Here is a 20,438-nt window from a genome sequence, read left to right on the forward strand (position 1 = left end):
GGTGGCGCCGGCGGCAGGTAAGTGACGTTGGCGGCGTACCGGACCCCCGGCTCCCAATGGAGGATCTCGAGTCGGTCGTGCCGGGTGACTTTCCCGGTACTGTCCCGGAAGATGGTGTCGAATCGGGCCCCAACCTGATCGGTCACGCCGTTGAGCGGTACCTTTTCCATGTTCGGCCGCTTCCGGATGCTCGGGAGGAACGACCAGGCCAGGGCGGCTGGGGCCTTGATGTCGAGCACCACCCGATTAGCAATTACCGCAACGAAACTGTCGGCGACGGCCGCGCTGGGACGGCTTTGGGCGGCGGGGGTCGGCGGAGGGCCGATCGGAGCGATCAGGAGCCTAAGGGCAATGGCGGAGAGCGTAGTCATGAATTCAAAAGTAGCCATTGTCAACGTCGGGTACCGGTCCACCAACTTCTGGGTGGTGAGCGCGGGGGCGGTCCCGCCTGCTGGTCGATCTTGGCTGGCCCGGGATGTTCAAAGCCCTGAGGATCTCAAACGCCGGGGCATGCGGCTCACCGTAACCGAAGAGCAGGTCAGCGCCATTCCGGGAATGAAGCGGTACACCGCGCGGAGGGTGCCAAGCTGGTCTACCCGGGCCACGGGCCGATCCGTTCACTCTGACCCGGTGGAGTTGTCCTTGAGGTACCGATCGAAGAAACCGAGCATGTCCTGCAGCATCTGCTTGGTGTTTTCCCGGCCGTAGACGTAGTAGGTCTCTCCCGGGTAGGCCTTGTACTCGACCAGCTTGGAGTGCTTGGCCAACTCCCGGGCATACTTCCACGCCGCGTAGTCGGTGTCCAGGACGTCGAGCCCATAGCCGTGAATGACCATGGCCGGCGCGGTGGCGTTCTTGGCTTTGAGGATGGCCGAGCTCCGCTGGTAAATCGCCTCGACCGCGGGGGTCGACGGCCACTGCCCCAACTCGTAGTGGAGGAGCTGGCTGTGCTGGAGCACCGGGACGATGTTGTGGAAATCCTTCACGTCGCCGTATCCCGACCCCGAAATCGCGGCCTGAAAGACCCCCGGCGCGAATGAAATCGCATACATCGTGAGCATTCCGCCGTAGCTGATGCCGGTGATGCCGATCTTGCCCGGATCGACGTACGGCTGCCGCTTGGCCCAGGCCACCCCGGCCAGCACGTCGCGAAGATCGCCGTGGCCCCAGTCGCGGTTGTTCAGGTCCTCGAATCGCTTACCGTACCCCGAGCTGCCGCGCACGTTCGGCGCGATCATCACGTACCCGCGGCTCGTGAAAAACTGGGCCTGAAGCTGGTAGTTGTCGCTGAACTGCCCGGTCGGGCCACCGTGGACGTACATGATGACCGGGGCGCGATCGCCGGAGCGGAGGTTCTTCGGTTTGTAGAGGTAGGCATGGATGGTCAGGCCGTCGTTGACCCAGCTGATCTTCTCCGGCGTGATCAGATCGGCCGCCGCGCCGTTCGGATCTGAGTCGGTGAGTTGCTTCGGCTGGCCGCCGGCCGCCGCGACGACGTAAAGGTCCTGCGCCTTGGTCGGGGTGCCGAACCCGTAGGAAATCCGGGTCCCATCCGGCGACCACTCGGCTCGCGTCACCATGCCGGTCTCGGGCCCGACCACGGTCCGCGCCGGACCGCCGGCCGCGGGGACCACCTTGAGGCTCTGGGTCCCGTTGGTCATCGACAGGAACAGGACCTGGCTCCCGTCCGGCGACCACCGGGCATCGCTCTGGTCCGCCGCGTCGGGCGCGAGCTGACGGGGCACGCCGCCCGACAGCGGCTGAACCCAATACGTTGCCCACCCGCTCCGTTGGGACCGGAACATTACGGTCTTCCCATTGGGCGATACCCGGACGAAACCGAACGAAGCCCCTTGGCGATAGTCGAAGAAGTCGCGGTCCGAAAGCACCGGCCGGGTCGGGCCGCCGGCTGCCGCCATGGCGAAGACGTCGTGGTCCACCCAGCGAGCGTCGAGTCTGGTATAGAGGATCGTGGCGCCATCGGGGGTCCAGGACGGAAAGCCCTCGTAGAGCGGGCTCGAGGTGACCCGGCGGGCCGAGCCGGCGGCGACGTCGAGGACCCAGATGTCTTCGCTCCCGTTCCGGTCGTTGGCCAGCGCGATCGACCGGCCGTCCGGCGAGAACGAATATGACCGGATGTGACCCGAGAGCGCCGAGATCCGCCGCTCGGTCTTCGACCCGAGATCCCACCCGAAGATGTCGTTGCCGCCGAGGACGCTCTTCACATACGTCACCATCCGCCCGTCCGGCGACCGCCGAAGCTGGGTGGCGCCCCCGAGCGCGTCGGCAAGCCGGGTTGGCCGCCCGCCGTCGGCACCGACCGTCCACAGGCCGCCATCGGCGCCGCCGAGGTAGAGCAGACTGGCGCCGTCGGCCGACCACACCGGTGCCTCGCCGGTTCCGATGGCCGGAACGACCGACTGGAGTTGGTCGATGGCGGGCCGGCCCCCATCCTGAGCCGCCCCGGTCGACCACGCGGCCAAGGCAAGGACGAGCGACTCTAACGAGTGTCTGGTCATAACGAGCGCCTCCATGTTATAAGACACCGAGCAAGTCGGCGGGGAAATCCAGCCAGTGGTCCGGGTTGGCGCGGGCGAGGGTCGAACGTTCGAAGGGCCCCCACAGGGCCGCCGCGGTCCGGACGCCTGCCGCCCGCCCGCTTTCCATGTCATGGATACTGTCGCCGACGTAGAGACTCGAGTCGAGCGACGCGCCGAGTTGCTTGACGGCCAGGAACAGCGGCTCCGGGTGCGGCTTCGGATGGGTGACGTCGTCCGCTGCGACGATCACATCCATGGCATCCGCCAGGCCCAAGAATCGAAGCCCCCGCTCCGCCCCGGCTCGTTGCTTGCTCGTCACCAGGCCGGTCTGGAGCCCGCGGCTCCGAACCGCCCGCACCAGGTCCACAGCCCCGGGGTAGGCGCTGACGCGGGCGTCGTGATTCGAAATGTTGAAGTCGCGATAGGTGCCGATCAACTGCTCGAGCAACACCGGATCATCAGCCCATTCCCCGAACTGGACCCGGAGCGGCGTCCCGATGCCGGCCAGCCAGTGCTGGTCGCTCTTGGCCGCCAGCCCATGGGTCGCCAGGGAGTGGTGGTAACTGTCGATGATCAGGCGAATCGAGTCGAGGAGAGTCCCGTCGAGATCGAAGAGGACGGTTCGCACCGGTGCGGTCATCCCGGGAAACTAGTCGAACCGTTGCGTTCCCTGAAGACGACCGGGCCAACCAGCGTGGCGGCCGCCGGGCCACCCTCCGGGGCGGGTCGGAAGGTGGCGGCCTCCACGAAGGCGGTCAGGTCGCCGGCCGAGATCCGATTCGCCTATCCCCGAGCCGACGCGGTAACGACGCGATCGAGGTCGACTCGAAGGCCTGCCAAGTGTTCCATGATTGACTCGGTGGTGACGGCGGCCACCTCGGCGTCGTCGTCCGATCGGGGCAGGAGCGTGGCCACCATGGCGTCGGTATACCCCACCACCGCCATCGCCACGCCCCGGTCAACCAGGCGATTGAGCCGCAACAGCAGCGCCATGCCTTGCCGCGGCCGGAGCGCCGCGATGGCCGGAGCCAAGTACCGGATTAACAACTCGCGAAGGTACTGCATCTCCTCCACGACCTCACCGGCGGCTAAGCCCCGAGTGGCGGCATGCCGGCCATACCCCGTGGTGATCCGGTTCCACAATGGTTTGACTTCGCGGCGGAGCGGCCCGATCAACGCCGCGAAGGTATCGAGAATCAAATGGAACTCAGCGTGAGTTGCGGCAACCGGGGCCGACGGGGTCCCCGCAATCCGGTCGCCGATCCACTCGATCCACCGGGCGGCCATGGTGTCGCGTTGTTCGGTAACCGCCCGGCTTGCGGCGGTCAGAGTTGGATGGAAAGCACGCAGAACGGTCCCTCCATTCAGAGAACGGCAGAGGCGAGTGCAATACTAATCGACCGCGCCGCCAGTGCCAGCACCGACTGGCAATTGCAACCCGCTGGGTTCAAGTTGCTGTCATGGCGACCCCGACCCTCTCCAAGGCCACAATTCCCGGCACCCTCGGCCCGCTGTTCATCGATGTCCGGGCCACCAACCGGGGCGAACCGGCGCCCGCCGTCATCGTCCTCCACGGCTTCAAGGGATTCAAGGACTGGGGCATGTTTCCGGCCTTCTCCGAGCGGCTCGCCCGGGCCGGCTTCACGGCGGTGTCATTCAACGTCAGCGGATCCGGGGTGGACGATGCCGGCCAGTCGGCCTCACCGGACCGGTTCGGTCACAACACCTTCATGGCGGAGCAACAGGATCTCGACGCCGTGCTGGCCGCCCTCGATGCCGGGCAACTCGGCGTGGTTCGGCCGTCCTCGGTCGGGATCGTCGGGCATTCGCGCGGGGGCGGCATGGCCGTGCTCTGGACCGCATCCCGGCCGCGGATCTCGGCCCTGGTTACCTGGGCCGGGATCGCAACCGTTAGGCGGTGGAGCGCCGGCCAATGCCAAGCTTGGCGGGAGGCCGGTCGGCTCGACATCGTCAACGTCCGGACCCAGGAGGTCCTCCCGATGTATCTCGATACCCTCGATGAAATCGAAGCCCTCGGCGGCACGACGCTCGACATCGAAGCGGCCGCCGCGAGAGTATCGGTACCGTGGCTCCTGATCCACGGCTCGGCCGATGAGGCGGTACCGCTCGCCGAGGCCAAACGGTTGGCGGCGGCGGCCCGGACGGGGATCGTCGAGCTCCTCGTCATCGACGGGGCAGGACACACCTTCGGCGCGGTGCATCCGCTCTCGGGCGTGCCGCTCCATTTGCAACCAGTGTTCGACGCCTCGATCAGTCTGCTGAGCCGCGCCCTGTCGTGAACGCTCGAGGGGGCGCCGGGCCGGACCGGGTCGCCCGGATTGCCGGAGCGCTCCGAACCCGGGCGCCCGCCACGGTCGAAGATCCGGCCCGAAGGCTGGCCGCCGTTGCCGTCATTCTGGTTCCCGATCCGGACGCCGTGCTCCTGATTCGCCGAGCCGACCGGGAGGGCGACCGGTGGTCCGGCCAGATGGCGTTTCCCGGGGGACGCTGGGGGCCGGAAGATCCGGATCTGTTGGCAACCGCCATTCGCGAGACCATGGAAGAAGTCGGGGTCGACCTCAGTGCGGCCCGGTTGCTCGGCCAATGCGATGATTCAGCTCCTCGGTCGCAGGCCTTGCCGCCGGTGATTGTCAGGCCCTTCGTCTTCCAGCTCGGCTCCCGAGCCGCCATTGTTCCCAACCATGAGGTGGCGGGCGCGGAATGGACCGCGATCGACCAGCTGCTTCAGCCCGGGGTCTACCGGCCATTCGAGTTTGAGGCCCAGGGGATCAAGATGCTGCTGCCGGGCTACCACCTTCCGCAGGGGGTGGTCTGGGGCATGACCGAGCGGATCTTGACCCCCCTGCTCTTGTTGGGTTCGTGAGCGTTGGTCCCACCTTACTCTTGACGAATCAAGAATTTAGGCTATACTAAATTATTCTGACGCTATTCCATAATTCCTATCTAGGGGTATTGAGTGCCTGAATCGGCGATCGCCCTGCTCTGGTTTGGCCTCTTGGTCCTCCTCCTCATAGTGGCCCTCTGGCCCCGGTTTGGGGTGCTGGCCTGGCTTCGCCGCGGTCGCCGCCTGAGTCAGCGGGTTCAGATCGAAGATGCCCTGAAGCACATCCTGAATTGTGAACTCGCCGACCAAACCGCCACCGTCCAGAGCTTAGCCGGGGTGCTCGAGATTCCGCCGATCCGGGCCCACGACTTGGTCACCAACCTGGGGTCGATGAGGCTCTCCCAGTTGAGCGAGCGGGGCCTCGTGCTCACCGACGATGGCCGGGCCTACTCGCTCCGGATTCTCCGAACCCACCGGCTGCTGGAGCGCTACTTCGCCGACCGCACCGGGGTGCCGCCCGCCGACTGGCACGACTTGGCCGAGTCGGCCGAACATGGCTTGAGCGAGGCCGAAGTCGAGGCCCTCGCCGCCAAGATGGGGCATCCGGCCTATGACCCGCACGGCGATCCGATTCCAACCCGGGCCGGCCAGCTTCCCCCGGCGCACGGGGTTCCCCTCGGGGCCCTGGCCGCCGGCGACACCGCCACGGTCATTCACGTCGAAGACGAACCGGCCACGGTGTTCCACCGGCTTCTGTCGTTAGGCGTGAACGTCGCGGTGCCGGTCAAGATGATCAAGGCCGACCCCAACGGCATCGAAGTCCTGATTGGCGGCGTGGCCCGCCGGTTTGACCCGTTGATGGCGTCGGCGGTCACCGTCGAGCGGGTCGAGGAGGGCGACGGGCACACCGTGTTGTTCGAGCGGCTCGACGACCTCAAGCCCGGACAGCGGGCCATCGTGGTCCAGATCGCCCCCACCATCCAGGGGCCGCAGCGCCGCCGGCTGCTCGACCTTGGGGTGCTGCCGGGTACCGACATCGTCGCCGAACTTCAAAGTCCGAGCGGCGACCCCATGGCGTACCGGATTCGGGGCGCGCTGATCGCCCTCCGGCGCCCCCAGGCCCGCGGGATCTACATCCGGCGGGCTCCGGTCCCCGCGGAGGTCGGATGACGCTGGTCCAGCTTGCCGGTCCGTCCAGTCGCCAAGACTATATCGTCGCCCTCGCGGGCAATCCGAACACCGGGAAGAGCACGGTGTTCAATGCCCTGACCGGGCTTCGCCAGCACACCGGGAACTGGCCGGGCAAAACCGTGGCCCGCGCCGAAGGGACCTTTCTCAATCAGGGCAAACGGGCCCGGTTGATCGATCTCCCTGGGACCTACTCCCTCCAAGCCGGAAGCGCCGACGAAGAAGTCGCCCGGGACTTCCTTTTGTTCGGGCGCCCCGATGTGACCGTCGTGGTGCTCGACGCCACCCGCCTGGAGCGGAATCTCAACCTCGCGCTCCAAGTGCTCGAGATCACCGATCGGGTTGTGGTCTGCCTCAACTTGATGGACGAAGCTCGGCGCCACGGCATCGGCATCGATGCCGCTAAACTCGAAACCGCGCTCGGTGTCCCGGTCATTGCCGCATCGGCCCGCCGCGGCGAAGGGATGCCGGAGTTGTTGGCCGCGATCCACGCGGTGGCCACGGGCGCCCGCCGGACCACCCCGTACCGGATCGAGGAGCATCCGGCCGCGGTCGAGTCGGGGATCCGGGCGTTGGTGCCGCTCATCGAAGCGGCCTTCCCTGGGCTTCCCAACGTCCGTTGGGTGGCCCTTCGGCTGCTCAATGCCGATGACCGGGTCCGTCTTGCCGTCGAAACCGGCGAAATCGGGAGCCTGGCCAGCGGGGAATGGCGCCCGATGCCGGATGCCGTGCCAACCGAGCAGTCCGTGATCACCCCGGCGCAGCGGACCCTGCTCGATGCCGTCACCGACCAACGGTGGCGCCTGCCCCCGGACTTTCACGACACCCTGACCGCGAGCATGTACGACACGGCGAACCGGATCGCCGAGAGCGTCAGTCTGGTCGGGGTTCGCCGGGTCAAATTCGATTTCGACCGGGGGCTCGACCGGCTGCTGACCAGCCGGTGGTTTGGCTTCCCGCTCATGCTCGCGCTGTTGATGGCGGTGTTTTGGCTCACGATCACCGGCGCCAACGTGCCCTCGGCGCTGTTGGCGGATTTCCTGATCGATACCGCGCATCCCTGGCTCAAGACCGGGGCGGCGGCAATCGGGTTCCCGTGGTGGCTGTCCGGCTTCTTGATTGATGGCGTTTATCTCGCCACGGCGTGGGTCGTGAGCGTCATGCTTCCGCCCATGGCCATCTTCTTCCCGCTCTTTACGCTTCTTGAAGACTTCGGGTACCTGCCGCGAGTAGCCTTCAATCTCGACCGGTTCTTCCAGCGGGCCGGGGCCCACGGGAAGCAAGCACTCACGATGTGCATGGGCTTTGGGTGCAACGCCGCCGGGGTGGTGGCCACCCGGATCATCGACAGCCCGCGCGAACGGCTGGTGGCGATCCTCACCAACAACTTCTCGCTCTGCAACGGGCGCTGGCCGACCCAGATTCTGATTGCGTCGATTTTCTTGGGCAGCCTGGCCCCCGCTCGGATGGCCGGACTGGTCTCCGCGGCGGCCGTCGTCGGGATCGCGGTGCTTGGCATCGTCACGATGTTTTCCGCGTCGTGGCTCCTGACCCGCACCATGCTCAAGGGTGAGGCCACCACCTTCAGTCTCGAGTTACCACCCTACCGGCCGCCGAAAATCCTCGAGACCCTCTACACCTCGCTCATCGACCGGACCCTGATTGTCCTCTGGCGGGCCATCGTCTTTGCCGCCCCGGCCGGCGCCGTCATCTGGCTGGTGGCCAACGTCACCATCGGCACCGCCAGCATCGCCGACCACCTCGTCGGGTGGCTCAATCCTGTCGGTGTCATGCTGGGCTTGAACGGCGTCATTCTGCTGGCCTACATCGTGGCGATCCCCGCCAACGAGATCGTCATTCCGAGCGTCCTGATGCTCACCGTCCACACCGCCCGGATCGCGGGAATGGGGGCCGGCGACGGCGTCATGTTTGAAATGGAAACCGCCCAAGTCGGCGATCTGCTTCGCTCGGCGGGGTGGACCACGCTGACCGGCCTTTGTTTGATGCTGTTTTCGCTGCTCCACAATCCCTGCTCGACGACCATCTACACGATCTACCGGGAAACCAAGAGCTGGAAGTGGACCACTGTCTCGGTGGTGCTGCCGGTCGGGCTCGGCGTGGTGGTCTGTTTTCTGGTGGCCCAAGTCTGGCGACTCCTCGGATGACCGTCCACAGCAGCGGTGAGCCGCTCACCCCGTCGAGCGAAGACTACCTCAAGGCCATTTACCGGCTGTCCTCGGGCGAAGATCCCGTGTCGACCACCGGCTTGGCGCTTCGCCTGGCCCTGACGCCGGCGTCGGTCAGCGGCATGGTCAAACGGCTGTCCGAACAGGGCCTGGTGGAACACTCCCCATATCGCGGTGTGCGCCTCACGCCCGAGGGGCGCCGGATTGCCCTTCGGATGCTCCGCCGCCATCGCCTCATCGAGAGTTATCTGGTGGCGTTTCTCAGCTACACCTGGGACACCGTGCACGACGAGGCCGAACGGCTCGAACATGCGGTGTCGGACGGGTTGGTGGAGCGGATGGCGGTGGCGCTCGGGAACCCCCGGTTCGATCCCCACGGCGACCCGATCCCCGACGTCGACGGACAGATCGTCGACTTCATCCACATTCCGCTGAGCGATGTTCGGACTGGGGAGACCGTCACCATCCGGCGGGCCGATACCGGCGACGCCGGCCGGCTCCGGTATCTCGCCTCGGCCGGCCTGGTACCAGGGACACCCGTCAAGGTGGTCGATGCCCAGCCGTTTCAAGGCCCGATGAAGCTCGACCTGGCCGGGGCCGAACGAATTGTGGGCCACGAGCTGGCCGCGTTGCTCCTCTGCTCCCGGGATGGCGGCTGATGCGCGTCCTGGTGCCGGCGGCCTTAGGGCTGCTCGGGCTGAGTCTCCACTTCTGGTGGTGCAGCCGGAACGGGATTCACCCCTTCAGAGCGTTGCCTCGGCGCCGCTACTACGAGTTACGCGGGTGGCAGTGGCCGGACTGACCCGCTGGTTGCTGCTCGCCACGGCCATCGCCGTCGCTTCGCCGACGGTGGTCGTCGCCCAGCCTGAAGCCAACCTGAGTGTCCGGGTCACCGGAGCCGGCCGGGCGCTGCCGGGGGCTCGGGTCACCTTGGACTCAGTGGCACGTCTGGCCGATCGAGCCGGCCTGGTCCGGTTCACGGCAAGGCCCGGCGCTCATCGACTCGTCGTCGCCGCGGTCGGCTGGATCCCGGACACGGTTGCCCTGGTGCTGGCCGAGGCCGATACCTCGATCAGCATCGAATTGAGTGAGGCGCCGGCCGAACTCGAAACCTTGATCGTCACCACGGCGCGAACCAACCGGCGGATCGACGACGAAGCCATTCGGGTCGAGGTCCTCGATACTGAGGAAATCGACGAGAAGCAGCTGATGACCCCCGGCGACATCGCCATGATGTTGAATGAAACCGGGGGAGTCCGGGCCCAAACCACGAACCCGTCGTTAGGCGGCGCCGGGATTCGGATCCGGGGCCTCCGCGGCCGCTACACCCAGGTTCTGGCCGACGGACTCCCGCTCTTCGGCGAACGGATCGGGGCGTTCGGGCCGCTCCAGATTCCGCCGATCGACCTTCGCCAAGTCGAGATCATCAAGGGCGTGGCGTCGGCCCTCTTCGGTGGGTCGGCACTCGGCGGGGTCGTCAACCTCATTTCCCGGCCGCCCTCGGGCGGGGGCACCACGCTCCTCAATGCCACGAGTTTGGGCGGGGCCGATCTGGTCTCGTACTTGGGCCGGGAACTGTCCCCCAACTGGGGCGTCACCGCGCTGGTCGGCGGGCATACCCAGCCCAAAGCGGATCGCGATCGCGACGGCTGGGCCGATGTGGCCGGGTACCGGCGCGCCGTCGTCCGGCCTCGCCTGTTCTGGCATGACTCGACCGGCCAGTCCTTTCTGGCCACGGTGGGTGCCACGGTCGAGTCGCGCTCCGGCGGCACCTTACCGGGCCGGCTCGCCCCCGACGGGCTCCCGTTCGAGGAGCGGGTGGGAACGACCCGGGTCGACGGCGGGCTGGTTGGGCGGTGGCGTGTGGGCGAGGGGCGGTGGCTTCAACTCCGATCCTCCGGCACGTCGCTCCGCCACGAGCACCAATTCGGACCGGTCGACGAGCCCGATCGGCACGTGACCTGGTTCGCCGAGGCCGCCGTCACTGAAACCCGCGGGCAAACCGAGTTGCTCCTCGGCGCGGCGATTTCAGCCGATCGCTATCGGTCCGAGCGGCTCCCGGCGTTCGACTTTGCGTTCACCGTACCGGGCATCTTCGTACAAGCCGACCATGCCGGCCGCCGGGGGGCGGTGGCAGCCAGCGTCCGACTCGACCATCACAGCCGGTATGGCACCCAATTGAGCCCCCGAGTCTCCGGCCTGGTCAAGACCGGTTCCGGGTGGTCGCTCCGGGGGTCGCTCGGCGCCGGGTTCTTCGGTCCGACACCTCTGGTCGAAGAAACCGAGCGAACCGGCCTGGCTCGTCTGCTGCCGTTAGGCACTCTTCGAGCTGAGCGGGCGGTGAGCGCGTCGATCGACGTTCGGGGCATGCTCGGACCCCTCGAAGCGAACCTGAGTGCGTTCACCGCCAGGATTGCTCATGCGGCGGAAGTCCGGGACGCCGCGACCGCGCTGCCACGGGTCGAACTGGTCAACGCCGTCGGGGCGACTCGATCATCCGGGGCCGATCTGTCTCTCGTTTTTCGGCGGTCGCCGTTTGCCGTGATCGGATCCTACGCCTTCGTCGCGACCAGCGAGCCGGAGCCGGGCGGAACCTCGCGGCGACCGACGCCCCTCACACCCCGGCATACCGCCGGCCTGGTGGCCGTCGCCGAAGACGAACGGGGGCGCATTGGGTTGGAGTTGTACTACACCGGCCAGCAGTCGCTGCAGGCAAATCCCTATCGGTCGTCGTCCGAACCCTACCTCGTGCTCGGCTTGCTCGCTGAACGCCGCTTCGGTCGGGTGAGCCTGTTCGTCAACTTCGAAAACCTGACCGACGTGCGCCAGACCAAGACCGACCCGCTGATCCGGCCGTTCCGGGCGCCGGATGGAAACTGGACCGTCGATGCCTGGGGCCCGCTCGACGGACGGGTTGTCAACGGGGGTGTTCGATGGACGTGGTAGCGGGCTGATCGCCTCGAGGCGCCCAGTCAGCCACCCGGTCCATCACGATCCGACGCGCCCGGTCGGACAGTCCGAGCCAAGCGCCCACCTCGCCGAGGGTCCGGCCGCAGCCGTCGCAGCGGTCGTCGTCGCCGATCCGGCAAATCCGGCGGCAGGGCGACATGATCGGCGGGTTCATTCGGCCACCGGGGCGTTGAGCGTGAAGTCGGCGTACACAATGCCATCGCGCTCGACGATTTCTCCGGGAATCAGCCGGAGCGGCGACTGGAACATCGGCCCATCCGAAACCACGGTGTGAAACTCGCCCCGTTCTCCGCAGGGATCAACGCCCGGTGGTAAGGCCTCGAGGAACGTTCGATCGATGGCCCAACCGGCAAATCGCGGCGGCACCTTCGTTGGATCGAGGCTCGCTACTTGGGCTACCACCCCGGCCCGGAGCATGTTTCGGATCAGTAAGTCGGTTCGGCTGCCCCAGAGCGGAAACTCCGGCACCAATCCCAACGGCTCGAGCAGCCGCTCCCGGTACGCCCGGACATCCGCCAGGAAGAGGTCACCAAACGCCACCCCGGTGATCCCGGTCTGCTCCGCGACCTGCCGGAGCGTGCCGGCAAACGCAAACTCGTAGAACTCGTTGGTGCAGGGATACGGCAACTCAACCTCGAACAGCGGCAAACCGACCAGCGCGGCCTGGTGGCGAAGCACGCTCCGGCGCACCCCGTGAATCGCCACCCGGTCAAAATCCCGGGTCACCGTCGTGATCAGCGCCGCCACTTCGCGGCGCTGCTGGCGAAGCAGGTGCAGCGACCACGCCGCGTCCTTGCCGGTGCTCCAGGCCAACGCAATCGCCATGTGACCTAATGGTTAATCCCAAACCCGATGGTGACTCGCCGGCCGAGTGCCGGAAAGCCGTACGCCTCTTCATACCGCGATCCGAATACGTTCTCGAGCCGGGCCTCCACCACCAGCCCCGATCCGAACCGCCATCCGCCGTAGACCCGGGCATCGAGGTAGTCGCCCGGGTTGACCCGGCGGAACGGGAAGACGTTGAAATCGCTGTCCTCGCGGCCCAGGGCGCCGAACATCCCAAGGCCGGCCGTCAACGCCTGGTGCCGGAATCCGAGGTCGGCGGCCACCGCATGCCGCGGTCGGCGAATCAGGCGTTCCTCCTCGGCGCTCGGCGCGTCAAGGTCGATCGCGTCGGTAAAAGTGTAGCTCAGCCGGCCGTCGAATGCGCCGCGCTCCGCCCGCGCCGAGGCCTCGACACCCCGGGTCCGGGCCCGGGCAATGTTGATGTTCCGCCCGAGTTCCGGATAGTCCGCCGACTCGAAGCCGATCAAATCGGTGAGCCGGTTCTCGAACACGGTGACACTCGCGACGGCCCGGCCGCCATCGAAGAACCGATCGATGCCGGCGTCGATCCCGCGGGAGCGTTCCGGGCGGAGACCGGGATTGGCCTTCTGGAACGGGCTTCCGAACCGAGCGGCGAGACTCGGGGGCATGAACCCGGTGCCGATGGTTGCCCGAAACTTGAGATCAGCCGCCGGGAGGAAGTAGGCGGCCGTGATTCGGCCCGTGGTCCGGGCCGAAAAGGTGGTGTAGTCGTCATGCCGGGCGCCCACCGAGACTACCAGGTTCCGATTCGGGGTCGCGGTGAGTTCGGCGTAGCCGGCCCGGAGCCGCTCGTCGCGCCGGCCGTCGTTGTCGGTCACGTCGCTCCACTCCGCGTTGATCCCCGCGATCGCGGCCACGGTTCCGCTGACCGCCACCCGATGCTGCCAGTCGGCCACCCACCGGGTGGTTTTCAGGCGCGACACGAACTCGTCACCCCCGTTGTATCGGCTCCTGCCGCGCAGGAAGTATCCTTGGCCGCCTAACGTCAGCCGAGTGGACCACCGGGAGCTGGGCTGGGCATTGAGATACGCGGTGGCAAGCGAATGGTCGAACGTCGTGGTGGCGGACGGTGTGGCGTTGCTGGTCCGGATGTCACCCGGGCTCACGACCGATTGCTGCAGTCCCCGAACCGTGGCGCCGATCGCGAGCGTGGGGCTGGCGCGGTACTCGATCCGGAGGGCTTGGGTCCGTTGGTCGTAGGCGTTGTCGGGTCGTTCGTTCTGGACGTCGGCGCCCGAGAACGAACTCACCAACCGAAACCGCCCGCTGCCGGCTGCCACCGTCGCTCGGCCCCGGTAGGTCCCGAATGCGCCGGCCTCGGTTCGCGCCGTCACGCTGGTCCCCGCGTCTCCAAGCGCACTTGAGATCGCCACCACCCCGCCGATGGCCGCCCCGCCGAACGAGGTGCTCTGGGGGCCTCGGGCAATTTCCAGCCGGTCCGACCCGCCGAATTCAAACCCGCCGAGCAGTGCTCCCGGGTTGGCGTTGGCGTCATTGACCCGGATTCCGTCGATCAGGATCAGGGTCTGGTTCGAGTTGACACCCCGGGTGAAGAGCGAGGTAGTGCCCCCGAGGCCACCAGTACCGACGACGCCAAGGCCGGGCAGCAGGCGCAAGGCATCGGACAATCGGGTGATCTGCCGGCGAGCCCGCTCCTCGGCGGGCAACACGTCCGCCGCGAGAGCGCGGACCCGGGCGGCAATCACCTCGCGACTGGCGGTGACGACCAGCTCCCGAAGCCGGACCGAATCCCGAGGCTGCTGCGCGATGAGACATGATGGAACGACGAGCGCGGCGACTGCCGCGATGACACGGATGGAGTGAGACATCGGTGGGTTACCTAGAGACCAGGGTATCCCGAACGAATGGCGCAGACAACAATAGGTTGCCTCGCCCCGCTCCCTCCCCCGAGGGAATTCGTGCGGGCGAGACAAGGGCCGGTCTCCTGGCTCAAGGGCCGTTCGCGATGCCTTCCCGCGGCCGGCTTTGGCCCCAGTGGCAACTAAACTCGCGAACGAACTGATCCCTCTTACAGTGGCGGGGCCGCGTCGGCTTTGAACCGAACTTCCGGGAGGCCCTGTCTCTCGATTGCGCGCCAACACTACCCCCCGCGGTCGGTTTCAGCAAGGCTCGCGAAATCGGGGGCCACCGATGTAACCTCCGGCATGATGTTTCTCTGGTTGGCGCTCGCGGTCTCGGCCGATTTGCCCGGGGTGGCCATCGAACAGCGCCTGGCCGATCGGTTCAAGGTCGGCGTCGGCGATACCATTGCTCTGACCCCGGCGGCCGACCAGCCGGCTCGTCGGTTCATCGTCGAAGCCATTTACCTGCCCAGGCCCGACCCCGCCACCGCCCTCCGGGGGGAATATCAGCTTCGCTTTCACCTCCATGATTTGGCGGCCATGCTGGGCTATCCCGACCGAGTCGATCGGATCGGTGTCGCGGTCACGCCCAATGTTTCGCCCGACAGCGCCGCTGGCCGGCTCGACCAATTGGCGTTCGGATACCGAGCCTACCCGTCCGCCGCCATTGCCGCCGAATCTTCCCAGACCTTCGCGGTGGTAAGCCGGTTTCATCGGGCCATCGGCCTGATCGCGATCGTGGCGAGTGCGGTGTTCCTGCTCTGCATCATGCTCCTCAAGGTCGAGGAACGCCGCCTCGATGCCGCGGTCATGCGGATGATCGGGATCAGCCGGACCACGATCTTCACCGCCTTCGTGCTCGAAGCCACTCTGATTGCGGCGGTCGGGTCGGTGGTTGGAATCGGACTGGCCGCCGCCGCCGGGGCGATCACCAATTGGGTCTATCAGCGCCGGTTCGAGACGTCGCTGGTCTTTGCCTACCTGACCCCCGACATCGTGGCGCTCGGCGTCGGTCTGTCCCTCGTGTTGGGGATCGGCGCGGGCGCCCTCGCGGCGGCCAGGCTGGTTCGGGCTCGGCCGTTGGCGCTCTGGCGGCGGGCCGCGTGATCCTCCCGCTCGTCACCAAAAACCTTCGCCGCCATCCGGTTCGGACCGGCCTGGTGGTGTTAGGCATCGCGGTAGCCGCGGCACTCTTGCTCGACATGGTCATGCTCTCGGGCGGGATGGAGCGGTCGTTCAGCCAAATGCTCTTGAGCCGGGGATTTCAGATCCGGCTCTCGCCGAAGGGCACCTTGCCCTTCGACACTGAAGCCACCATCGCCAACATCACCCCAGTCCTCGCGGGCTTGGCCGCCGATCCCGACATCGAAACCGCCGGCCCGGTGGTGGCCGGCTCGATTCACACCCCGTCGGGTGACAGCCTGGTCACCCTGGTCGGCTATGGTGTCGATCCGGAGGGGCAGGGCCTCTATCAGCTGGAACGGGGAGCCGATCTCGGATCCTCGGACACCACCGGCGTCTTGGTGAGCGCGCCCGTCGTCGTCGCCATCGGTTGGCAGGTCGGCGATACCGTCACCGTCTTGGGCCGCCTCGATCCGCAGTCGGCGCAAGCGGCAGTCGAGCTGCGGCTCGTGGTCAGGGGCGTGGTCCGCTGGCTCTATGACGCCCGGGGCCAGCGCTCGGTCGGGGTCAATTTTCGGGTCATGCAGCAGCTCGGCCGGTTTCCCGACCGTGACGTGGCCTCGATGGTCATGATCAAGATTAAGGACGGCGCCGACGTCGAGGCCGCCGCCACCCGGATCACGGCGGCCTATCCGACCATCGGGGTCAACAGTGTCGCGGCCATGGTGGTCCGGTTTCGAACCCGCCTCGCCTATTTCCAACAACTCTCGTTGATTCTCGCGACCATTAGCCTCGTGGTCGGCGTGTTGCTGGTGGGAACCATCCTGACCATCGCCGTCAACGAGCGGAGCGGTGAGATCGCGGTGCTCCGGGCCATTGGGTTTCGGCGGGTCCGGATTGTCCGGCTGGTGATGACCGAAGGCGCCGTCCTCACGGTCGTGGGTGCGGGGCTGGGCGTTGGCCTCGGACTGGTGACGGCGCGATACCTCGATGCCATCTTGACCTCGTTCCCCGGGCTTCCGGCGGCGATTTCGTTCTTCGTGCCCGATCAACGGAGTATCACCATCGCGTCGATTAGCGTCCTGCTCTCGGGCATCTTGGCCGCGGCCTACCCGGCTTGGCTGGCCGCGCGGTTGCCGGTGGCCGAGGCGCTCAGGGCGGATGCGGAGTGAACCGAGCCTGGTCGGCAACGCTCCTCTTGTTAGGCGCTGGTGTGGCCTGGACCGGCCCCGCAACCGCCCAGTCGGTGGTCCGAGGAGTCGTCCGGTCGGATTCCGGCTCGCGGCGTCTCCTGGGTGCGCGGGTCCGCCTCGAGCCGATTGGCCGGGTCGCGCAGTCGGACCTGCAGGGGCGGTACCGGCTCGACAGCCTCCCCGCCGGGCGCTATGCCGGCCGGGCCCAAGCCATCGGGTACCGGGCCGTGGAATTCGAACTGGTGCTCGGCCCCGCCGACACGCTCGATGTCGATATCGGTCTCACCCCTGAAGTGGCCCGGCTTCCCGACCTCGTGGCGAAGGCACCGGAGGCCAAGTTTCAGAGCGCCAAGATGGAGGAACTCGAACGGCGCCGTCAGATGGGGCTCGGAAAGTTCCTGACCCGGATCGACCTCAAGGGCAAGGAAGCGTTGCCGCTCAGCAACGTCCTCCGGGGCTTGGCCGGTGTTCGGTTGGTGATGCGCCCGTCGAATTGCGGCGGTGGATTCGCGGCGGCCACCGGCCGGGGGGGAGGAGCGTCGAACGATATCCGACTGCACTGCCCGGCGAGTCCGCAGATTGGGTTCTCTGAAGCCTGTTATCTTTCAGTGTACCTCGACGGGGCGCAAATCTGGGCCTGGAATCAGCCCGACCCGCCGAATATCGATGACTACCTGGTCGGCTCGCTCGAAGGCATCGAAGTGTATCGCGGGCCGAGCGAGCTGCCGCCCCAGTTCCAGAGTACGGGCACGCCGTGCGGCGCGATCCTGCTCTGGACCAGGACGGGCGAGGACTCGTGACCGCAGAGGGCCGCGATTCCCTTCCTTGGCTCGCACTGGGGCCACCCGCCGACATCGCAATTGAGGAGGTCCACTTGAGGGTTAAGTCGGTTGGTGCCGACCACCAAGCATTGGTGCTCTGGGCTGCCGACTGCGCCGAGCACGTCCTCCAATACTTCGAAGCCCAGCGGCCAGCCGACCACCGGCCCCGCCAAGCCCTCGAATCGGCCCGGGCCTGGGCCCGAGGCGAAATCCGGTGTGGCGCCGCCCGCGCCGCCGCGGTGGCCGCCCACGCGGCTGCTCGCGATGTTGATGAAGGGCCGGCCCGTGCCGCCGCCCGCGCTGCCGGTCACGCGGCGGGAACCGCTCACCTGGCCGCGCATGCCCGCCACGCGGCCGCCTACGCGGCCTCTGCCGCCCTGGCTCCCGAGGCCGAACGCGAGTGGCAGTCCCGACGCCTGCCGGACCACCTTCGGCCGGTCGCAACGGACTGACGGGAACCCGCTCGATCCGGCCCCGGTGGCCTGAGTAGATTACCCCAATGAAGTCGTTCTTCGTTCTCGTGGCGCTGGCAGGCCTCGGCGCCGGCTGCGCCGACCGGTCAAATCCCCTGCCCGGGCTGATGCGCCTCGTCGTCGAGCCCGCCGGCCAGGCCTTTGACCTGGTGCTCTACCCCGCCACCGGCGCCCGGATCAACTCCCGCCTCAAACCCACCATCGAGCTCGAAGGCGGCGGCCGTCTGACCCTTGATTCCCCCTCGATGACCGCCGACAGCGCCTACTTTGCCGCCCCACCCCGGATCCGACTGGCCCGAGGTCAGGGCCGGATCGAGGGCACCCTCAGAGTAGGCGTGTGTCCCCCGGGCCAGAATGTCTGCCAAGCACTCGTCGTCCCGGTGTCCGAGCCGGTGCCCGCCACATGAAGGTGGTCGCCGCAAAAGAACTGGCGAAAACCTACTCGATCAACAGCCGGCCGGTCTCGGCCCTTCGGGGCGTTTCCCTCGACATCGACCAAGGCGAGTATGTGGCCATCACCGGGCCCTCCGGCAGCGGCAAATCCACCCTGCTGCAACTCCTCGGCGGGCTCGATCAGCCAACCAGCGGGTCGCTTGAACTGATGGGCACCGCCGTCGAGCAACTCTCCGATTCCGAACTCACCACCCTCCGGCTCACCAAAGTCGGGTTCATCTTTCAGCGCTTCCACCTGATGCCGGTCCTCACCGCCCGAGAAAACGTCGAACTTCCGATGGCCGAAGCCGGCGCGTCGCGCTCCGCCCGCTCCGCCCGGGCCCGCGAACTCCTCGCCTATGTCGGCCTGGCAGACCGGATCGACCACCGGGCCACTCAACTCTCTGGCGGGGAAATGCAGCGGGTGGCCATTGCCCGAGCGCTCGCCAATCGCCCCGCCCTCATCCTGGCCGATGAACCCACCGGCGAACTCGATGCCGTGACGGGTGACCAGATTCTCGGTCTGTTCGACCAGCTTCATCAGGACGGGGTAACCGTGGTCGTCGTGACCCACGATGAGCGGTTGGCCGGACGAGCCGCGCGCCGGGTCTCGCTCCTCGATGGTCGAGTTAACAAGGACGAGCGTGCCCCGGGCTGATTTTCGGACGGTCCTGACGCTGGCGTTCCGTCATCTCTTCGTCAAACCCGGCCGGGCGATGGTGCTGTGGTTCGGGTTCGCGGTCGGCGCCGGCGTGATGATGGTGCTTCTCTCGGTCGGCGAAGCGATGCTGATCCAATCGCGCGATGTGAATTTGGTCGGGGGCGGGCAGGTGACCGTGCTGCCCGAAGGCATTGACCTCGAGGGACTCCGCACCGGTTCGATGGGCGGGCTCTTCTTCGGAATCGACCGGGCCCGGTTTCTGGAGCGGCAGTTGGTCGGCGGCAAACGGCTCGACGACGTCATCCGCGCCACCTCGCCGGTCATCGAACACAAACTGGTCTACCTCGAGCAGGGCGGCCAACTGCTGACCCTCCGCGCCGGCGGCGAACTGCCTTCGGGGGCACGGGCCGTCGGCGCCGGCCTCAACGTGGTCGCCGGATCGTGGGACGATAGCCCGGACGACCGCCGCTTTGCCCGGCCCACGCCCGAACAACTGTACCACGAACTCGACCGGTTCCACGTCCCGGTCGCTGATTCGACTTGGGCCGAGTGGCACTACTTCAACGTGGCCCCGAGCCCCGACGAGTGGTGGTACATCACCTATATGGTCGGGGGTTCGGGCCAGCTCTTGGTGACCCGGCACCGCGCCGGCCGCCCCCCGGCCCGCTACGAATCGGCTGCTCCGCTCGGGGCGGTTCGCTACGACACCGCGTCCGCCGACCTCTCGATCGGTCGCCACACAGTAACCCAACGCGACGGCCGGTACCGGATTCAGGGCAGCGCCTCGGGGCCATCGGGCTCGGTCCGGTTCGACCTCACGGTGCGGCCGGAGCCTAACGCCTACTTCCCGCCGGTTGAACTCAAGAGCGACCGGGTCCTGTCCGGCTACGTCGTTCCCGTCCTCCGCGGCACGGCCACCGGCACCCTGTGCGAGGGCACCGAGTGCCGCGAACTCACCGACGTCGCGGCCTATCACGATCACAATTGGGGGGTCTGGCGGCAAACGACCTGGAACTGGGGCCAGGCTCGAGGAACCCGGATGAGTCTGGTCTACGGCGGGGTCCTCACCAACGACAGCGCGAGTAACGCGTCCGGGTCACCCTACTTCCTCGCCGCGGTCGATTCGCAAGGCGTCCGGCAAATCCTCCGGTTCAGTTCGATCGATTATCGAGAGGGCGCCTTCTCCCTGATTGCCGTCCGGGAGCCGGACACCCTCCGCCTCGACGTGACGGTTCGGAATACCCAAACCACTCCGATCGGAACCGGGGCCGCCCGGCT

At 67.2% G+C, this 20,438-nt stretch carries 20 protein-coding genes and 1 riboswitch; of the genes, 13 read left to right on the forward strand and 7 right to left on the reverse strand.

Annotated elements, in window-relative coordinates:
• The 4 genes from EXR94_14300 to EXR94_14315 all read right to left on the reverse strand — a co-directional run.
• A partial coding sequence (locus EXR94_14300; GenBank protein ID MSR03886.1) for a hypothetical protein occupies window positions 1-371 on the reverse strand: 371 nt, incomplete at its 3' end.
• A gap of 246 nt (window positions 372-617) precedes the next feature.
• Entirely contained in the window at window positions 618-2,672 is a 2,055-nt protein-coding gene (locus EXR94_14305; protein ID MSR03887.1) for a S9 family peptidase, read from the reverse strand.
• A complete protein-coding gene (locus EXR94_14310) occupies window positions 2,536-3,180 on the reverse strand; it encodes an HAD family hydrolase (GenBank protein MSR03888.1) in 645 nt (214 codons plus the stop codon). The genes EXR94_14305 and EXR94_14310 overlap by 137 nt, the downstream gene beginning before the upstream one ends.
• 143 nt (window positions 3,181-3,323) lie before the next feature.
• Window positions 3,324-3,827, reverse strand: a complete 504-nt coding sequence (locus tag EXR94_14315) for a hypothetical protein (protein MSR03889.1) — start codon at window positions 3,825-3,827, stop codon at window positions 3,324-3,326.
• Window positions 3,828-4,000: 173 nt separating this feature from the next.
• Between EXR94_14315 and EXR94_14320 the strand changes: the two genes are divergently transcribed.
• From EXR94_14320 to EXR94_14345, 6 genes are all read left to right on the forward strand, one after another.
• Window positions 4,001-4,840 (forward strand): alpha/beta fold hydrolase, encoded by an 840-nt coding sequence (locus EXR94_14320; protein ID MSR03890.1) that lies wholly within the window; start codon window positions 4,001-4,003, stop codon window positions 4,838-4,840.
• The gene (locus EXR94_14325; GenBank protein ID MSR03891.1) at window positions 4,837-5,424 is read left to right on the forward strand and encodes a CoA pyrophosphatase; all 588 of its coding nucleotides are present in this window, start codon (window positions 4,837-4,839) and stop codon (window positions 5,422-5,424) included. The genes EXR94_14320 and EXR94_14325 overlap by 4 nt, the downstream gene beginning before the upstream one ends.
• A gap of 93 nt (window positions 5,425-5,517) precedes the next feature.
• A complete protein-coding gene (locus EXR94_14330; GenBank protein MSR03892.1) occupies window positions 5,518-6,555 on the forward strand; it encodes a hypothetical protein in 1,038 nt (345 codons plus the stop codon).
• A complete protein-coding gene (feoB, locus tag EXR94_14335; GenBank protein MSR03893.1) occupies window positions 6,552-8,738 on the forward strand; it encodes a ferrous iron transport protein B in 2,187 nt (728 codons plus the stop codon). The genes EXR94_14330 and feoB overlap by 4 nt, the downstream gene beginning before the upstream one ends.
• Entirely contained in the window at window positions 8,735-9,418 is a 684-nt protein-coding gene (locus EXR94_14340) for a metal-dependent transcriptional regulator (protein ID MSR03894.1), read from the forward strand. The genes feoB and EXR94_14340 overlap by 4 nt, the downstream gene beginning before the upstream one ends.
• Window positions 9,408-11,705 (forward strand): TonB-dependent receptor, encoded by a 2,298-nt coding sequence (locus EXR94_14345; GenBank protein MSR03895.1) that lies wholly within the window; start codon window positions 9,408-9,410, stop codon window positions 11,703-11,705. Before EXR94_14340 ends, EXR94_14345 begins: the two co-directional genes overlap by 11 nt.
• On the opposite strand, the gene EXR94_14350 is transcribed toward EXR94_14345, so the two are convergent.
• From EXR94_14350 to EXR94_14360, 3 genes are read right to left on the reverse strand one after another with little or no spacing between them, the layout of a single operon-like run.
• On the reverse strand, window positions 11,677-11,883 hold the full coding sequence (locus tag EXR94_14350; GenBank protein ID MSR03896.1) for a DUF1289 domain-containing protein: 207 nt from the start codon (window positions 11,881-11,883) through the stop codon (window positions 11,677-11,679). The two genes, EXR94_14345 and EXR94_14350, sit on opposite strands and share 29 nt — an antisense overlap.
• Window positions 11,880-12,554: an adenine nucleotide alpha hydrolase gene (locus tag EXR94_14355; protein ID MSR03897.1), complete on the reverse strand. Its 675-nt coding sequence runs from the start codon at window positions 12,552-12,554 to the stop codon at window positions 11,880-11,882. Before EXR94_14355 ends, EXR94_14350 begins: the two co-directional genes overlap by 4 nt.
• A 5-nt stretch (window positions 12,555-12,559) precedes the next feature.
• A complete protein-coding gene (locus EXR94_14360; GenBank protein ID MSR03898.1) occupies window positions 12,560-14,425 on the reverse strand; it encodes a TonB-dependent receptor in 1,866 nt (621 codons plus the stop codon).
• Between the two features lie 111 nt (window positions 14,426-14,536).
• Window positions 14,537-14,665: riboswitch (cobalamin riboswitch) on the reverse strand.
• Between the two features lie 96 nt (window positions 14,666-14,761).
• Between EXR94_14360 and EXR94_14365 the strand changes: the two genes are divergently transcribed.
• From EXR94_14365 to EXR94_14395, 7 genes are all read left to right on the forward strand, one after another.
• On the forward strand, window positions 14,762-15,565 hold the full coding sequence (locus EXR94_14365; GenBank protein MSR03899.1) for an ABC transporter permease: 804 nt from the start codon (window positions 14,762-14,764) through the stop codon (window positions 15,563-15,565).
• A complete protein-coding gene (locus EXR94_14370) occupies window positions 15,394-16,752 on the forward strand; it encodes an FtsX-like permease family protein (GenBank protein MSR03900.1) in 1,359 nt (452 codons plus the stop codon). Before EXR94_14365 ends, EXR94_14370 begins: the two co-directional genes overlap by 172 nt.
• Window positions 16,698-17,573 carry a carboxypeptidase-like regulatory domain-containing protein gene (locus tag EXR94_14375; GenBank protein MSR03901.1) on the forward strand — a complete coding sequence of 292 codons (876 nt, stop codon included), beginning with the start codon at window positions 16,698-16,700 and terminating at the stop codon, window positions 17,571-17,573. Before EXR94_14370 ends, EXR94_14375 begins: the two co-directional genes overlap by 55 nt.
• Window positions 17,574-17,647: 74 nt before the next feature.
• The gene (locus EXR94_14380) at window positions 17,648-18,046 is read left to right on the forward strand and encodes a hypothetical protein (protein MSR03902.1); all 399 of its coding nucleotides are present in this window, start codon (window positions 17,648-17,650) and stop codon (window positions 18,044-18,046) included.
• Between the two features lie 47 nt (window positions 18,047-18,093).
• Window positions 18,094-18,474, forward strand: coding sequence for a hypothetical protein (locus tag EXR94_14385; GenBank protein ID MSR03903.1), 381 nt, complete (start codon window positions 18,094-18,096; stop codon window positions 18,472-18,474).
• On the forward strand, window positions 18,471-19,157 hold the full coding sequence (locus EXR94_14390) for an ABC transporter ATP-binding protein (GenBank protein ID MSR03904.1): 687 nt from the start codon (window positions 18,471-18,473) through the stop codon (window positions 19,155-19,157). Before EXR94_14385 ends, EXR94_14390 begins: the two co-directional genes overlap by 4 nt.
• The coding region (locus tag EXR94_14395) for a hypothetical protein (protein ID MSR03905.1) at window positions 19,144-20,438 on the forward strand (1,295 nt) is incomplete at its 3' end. The genes EXR94_14390 and EXR94_14395, both read left to right, overlap by 14 nt.

This window comes from Gemmatimonadota bacterium (genome assembly GCA_009692115.1).
Lineage (GTDB): Bacteria > Gemmatimonadota > Gemmatimonadetes > Gemmatimonadales > GWC2-71-9 > SHZU01.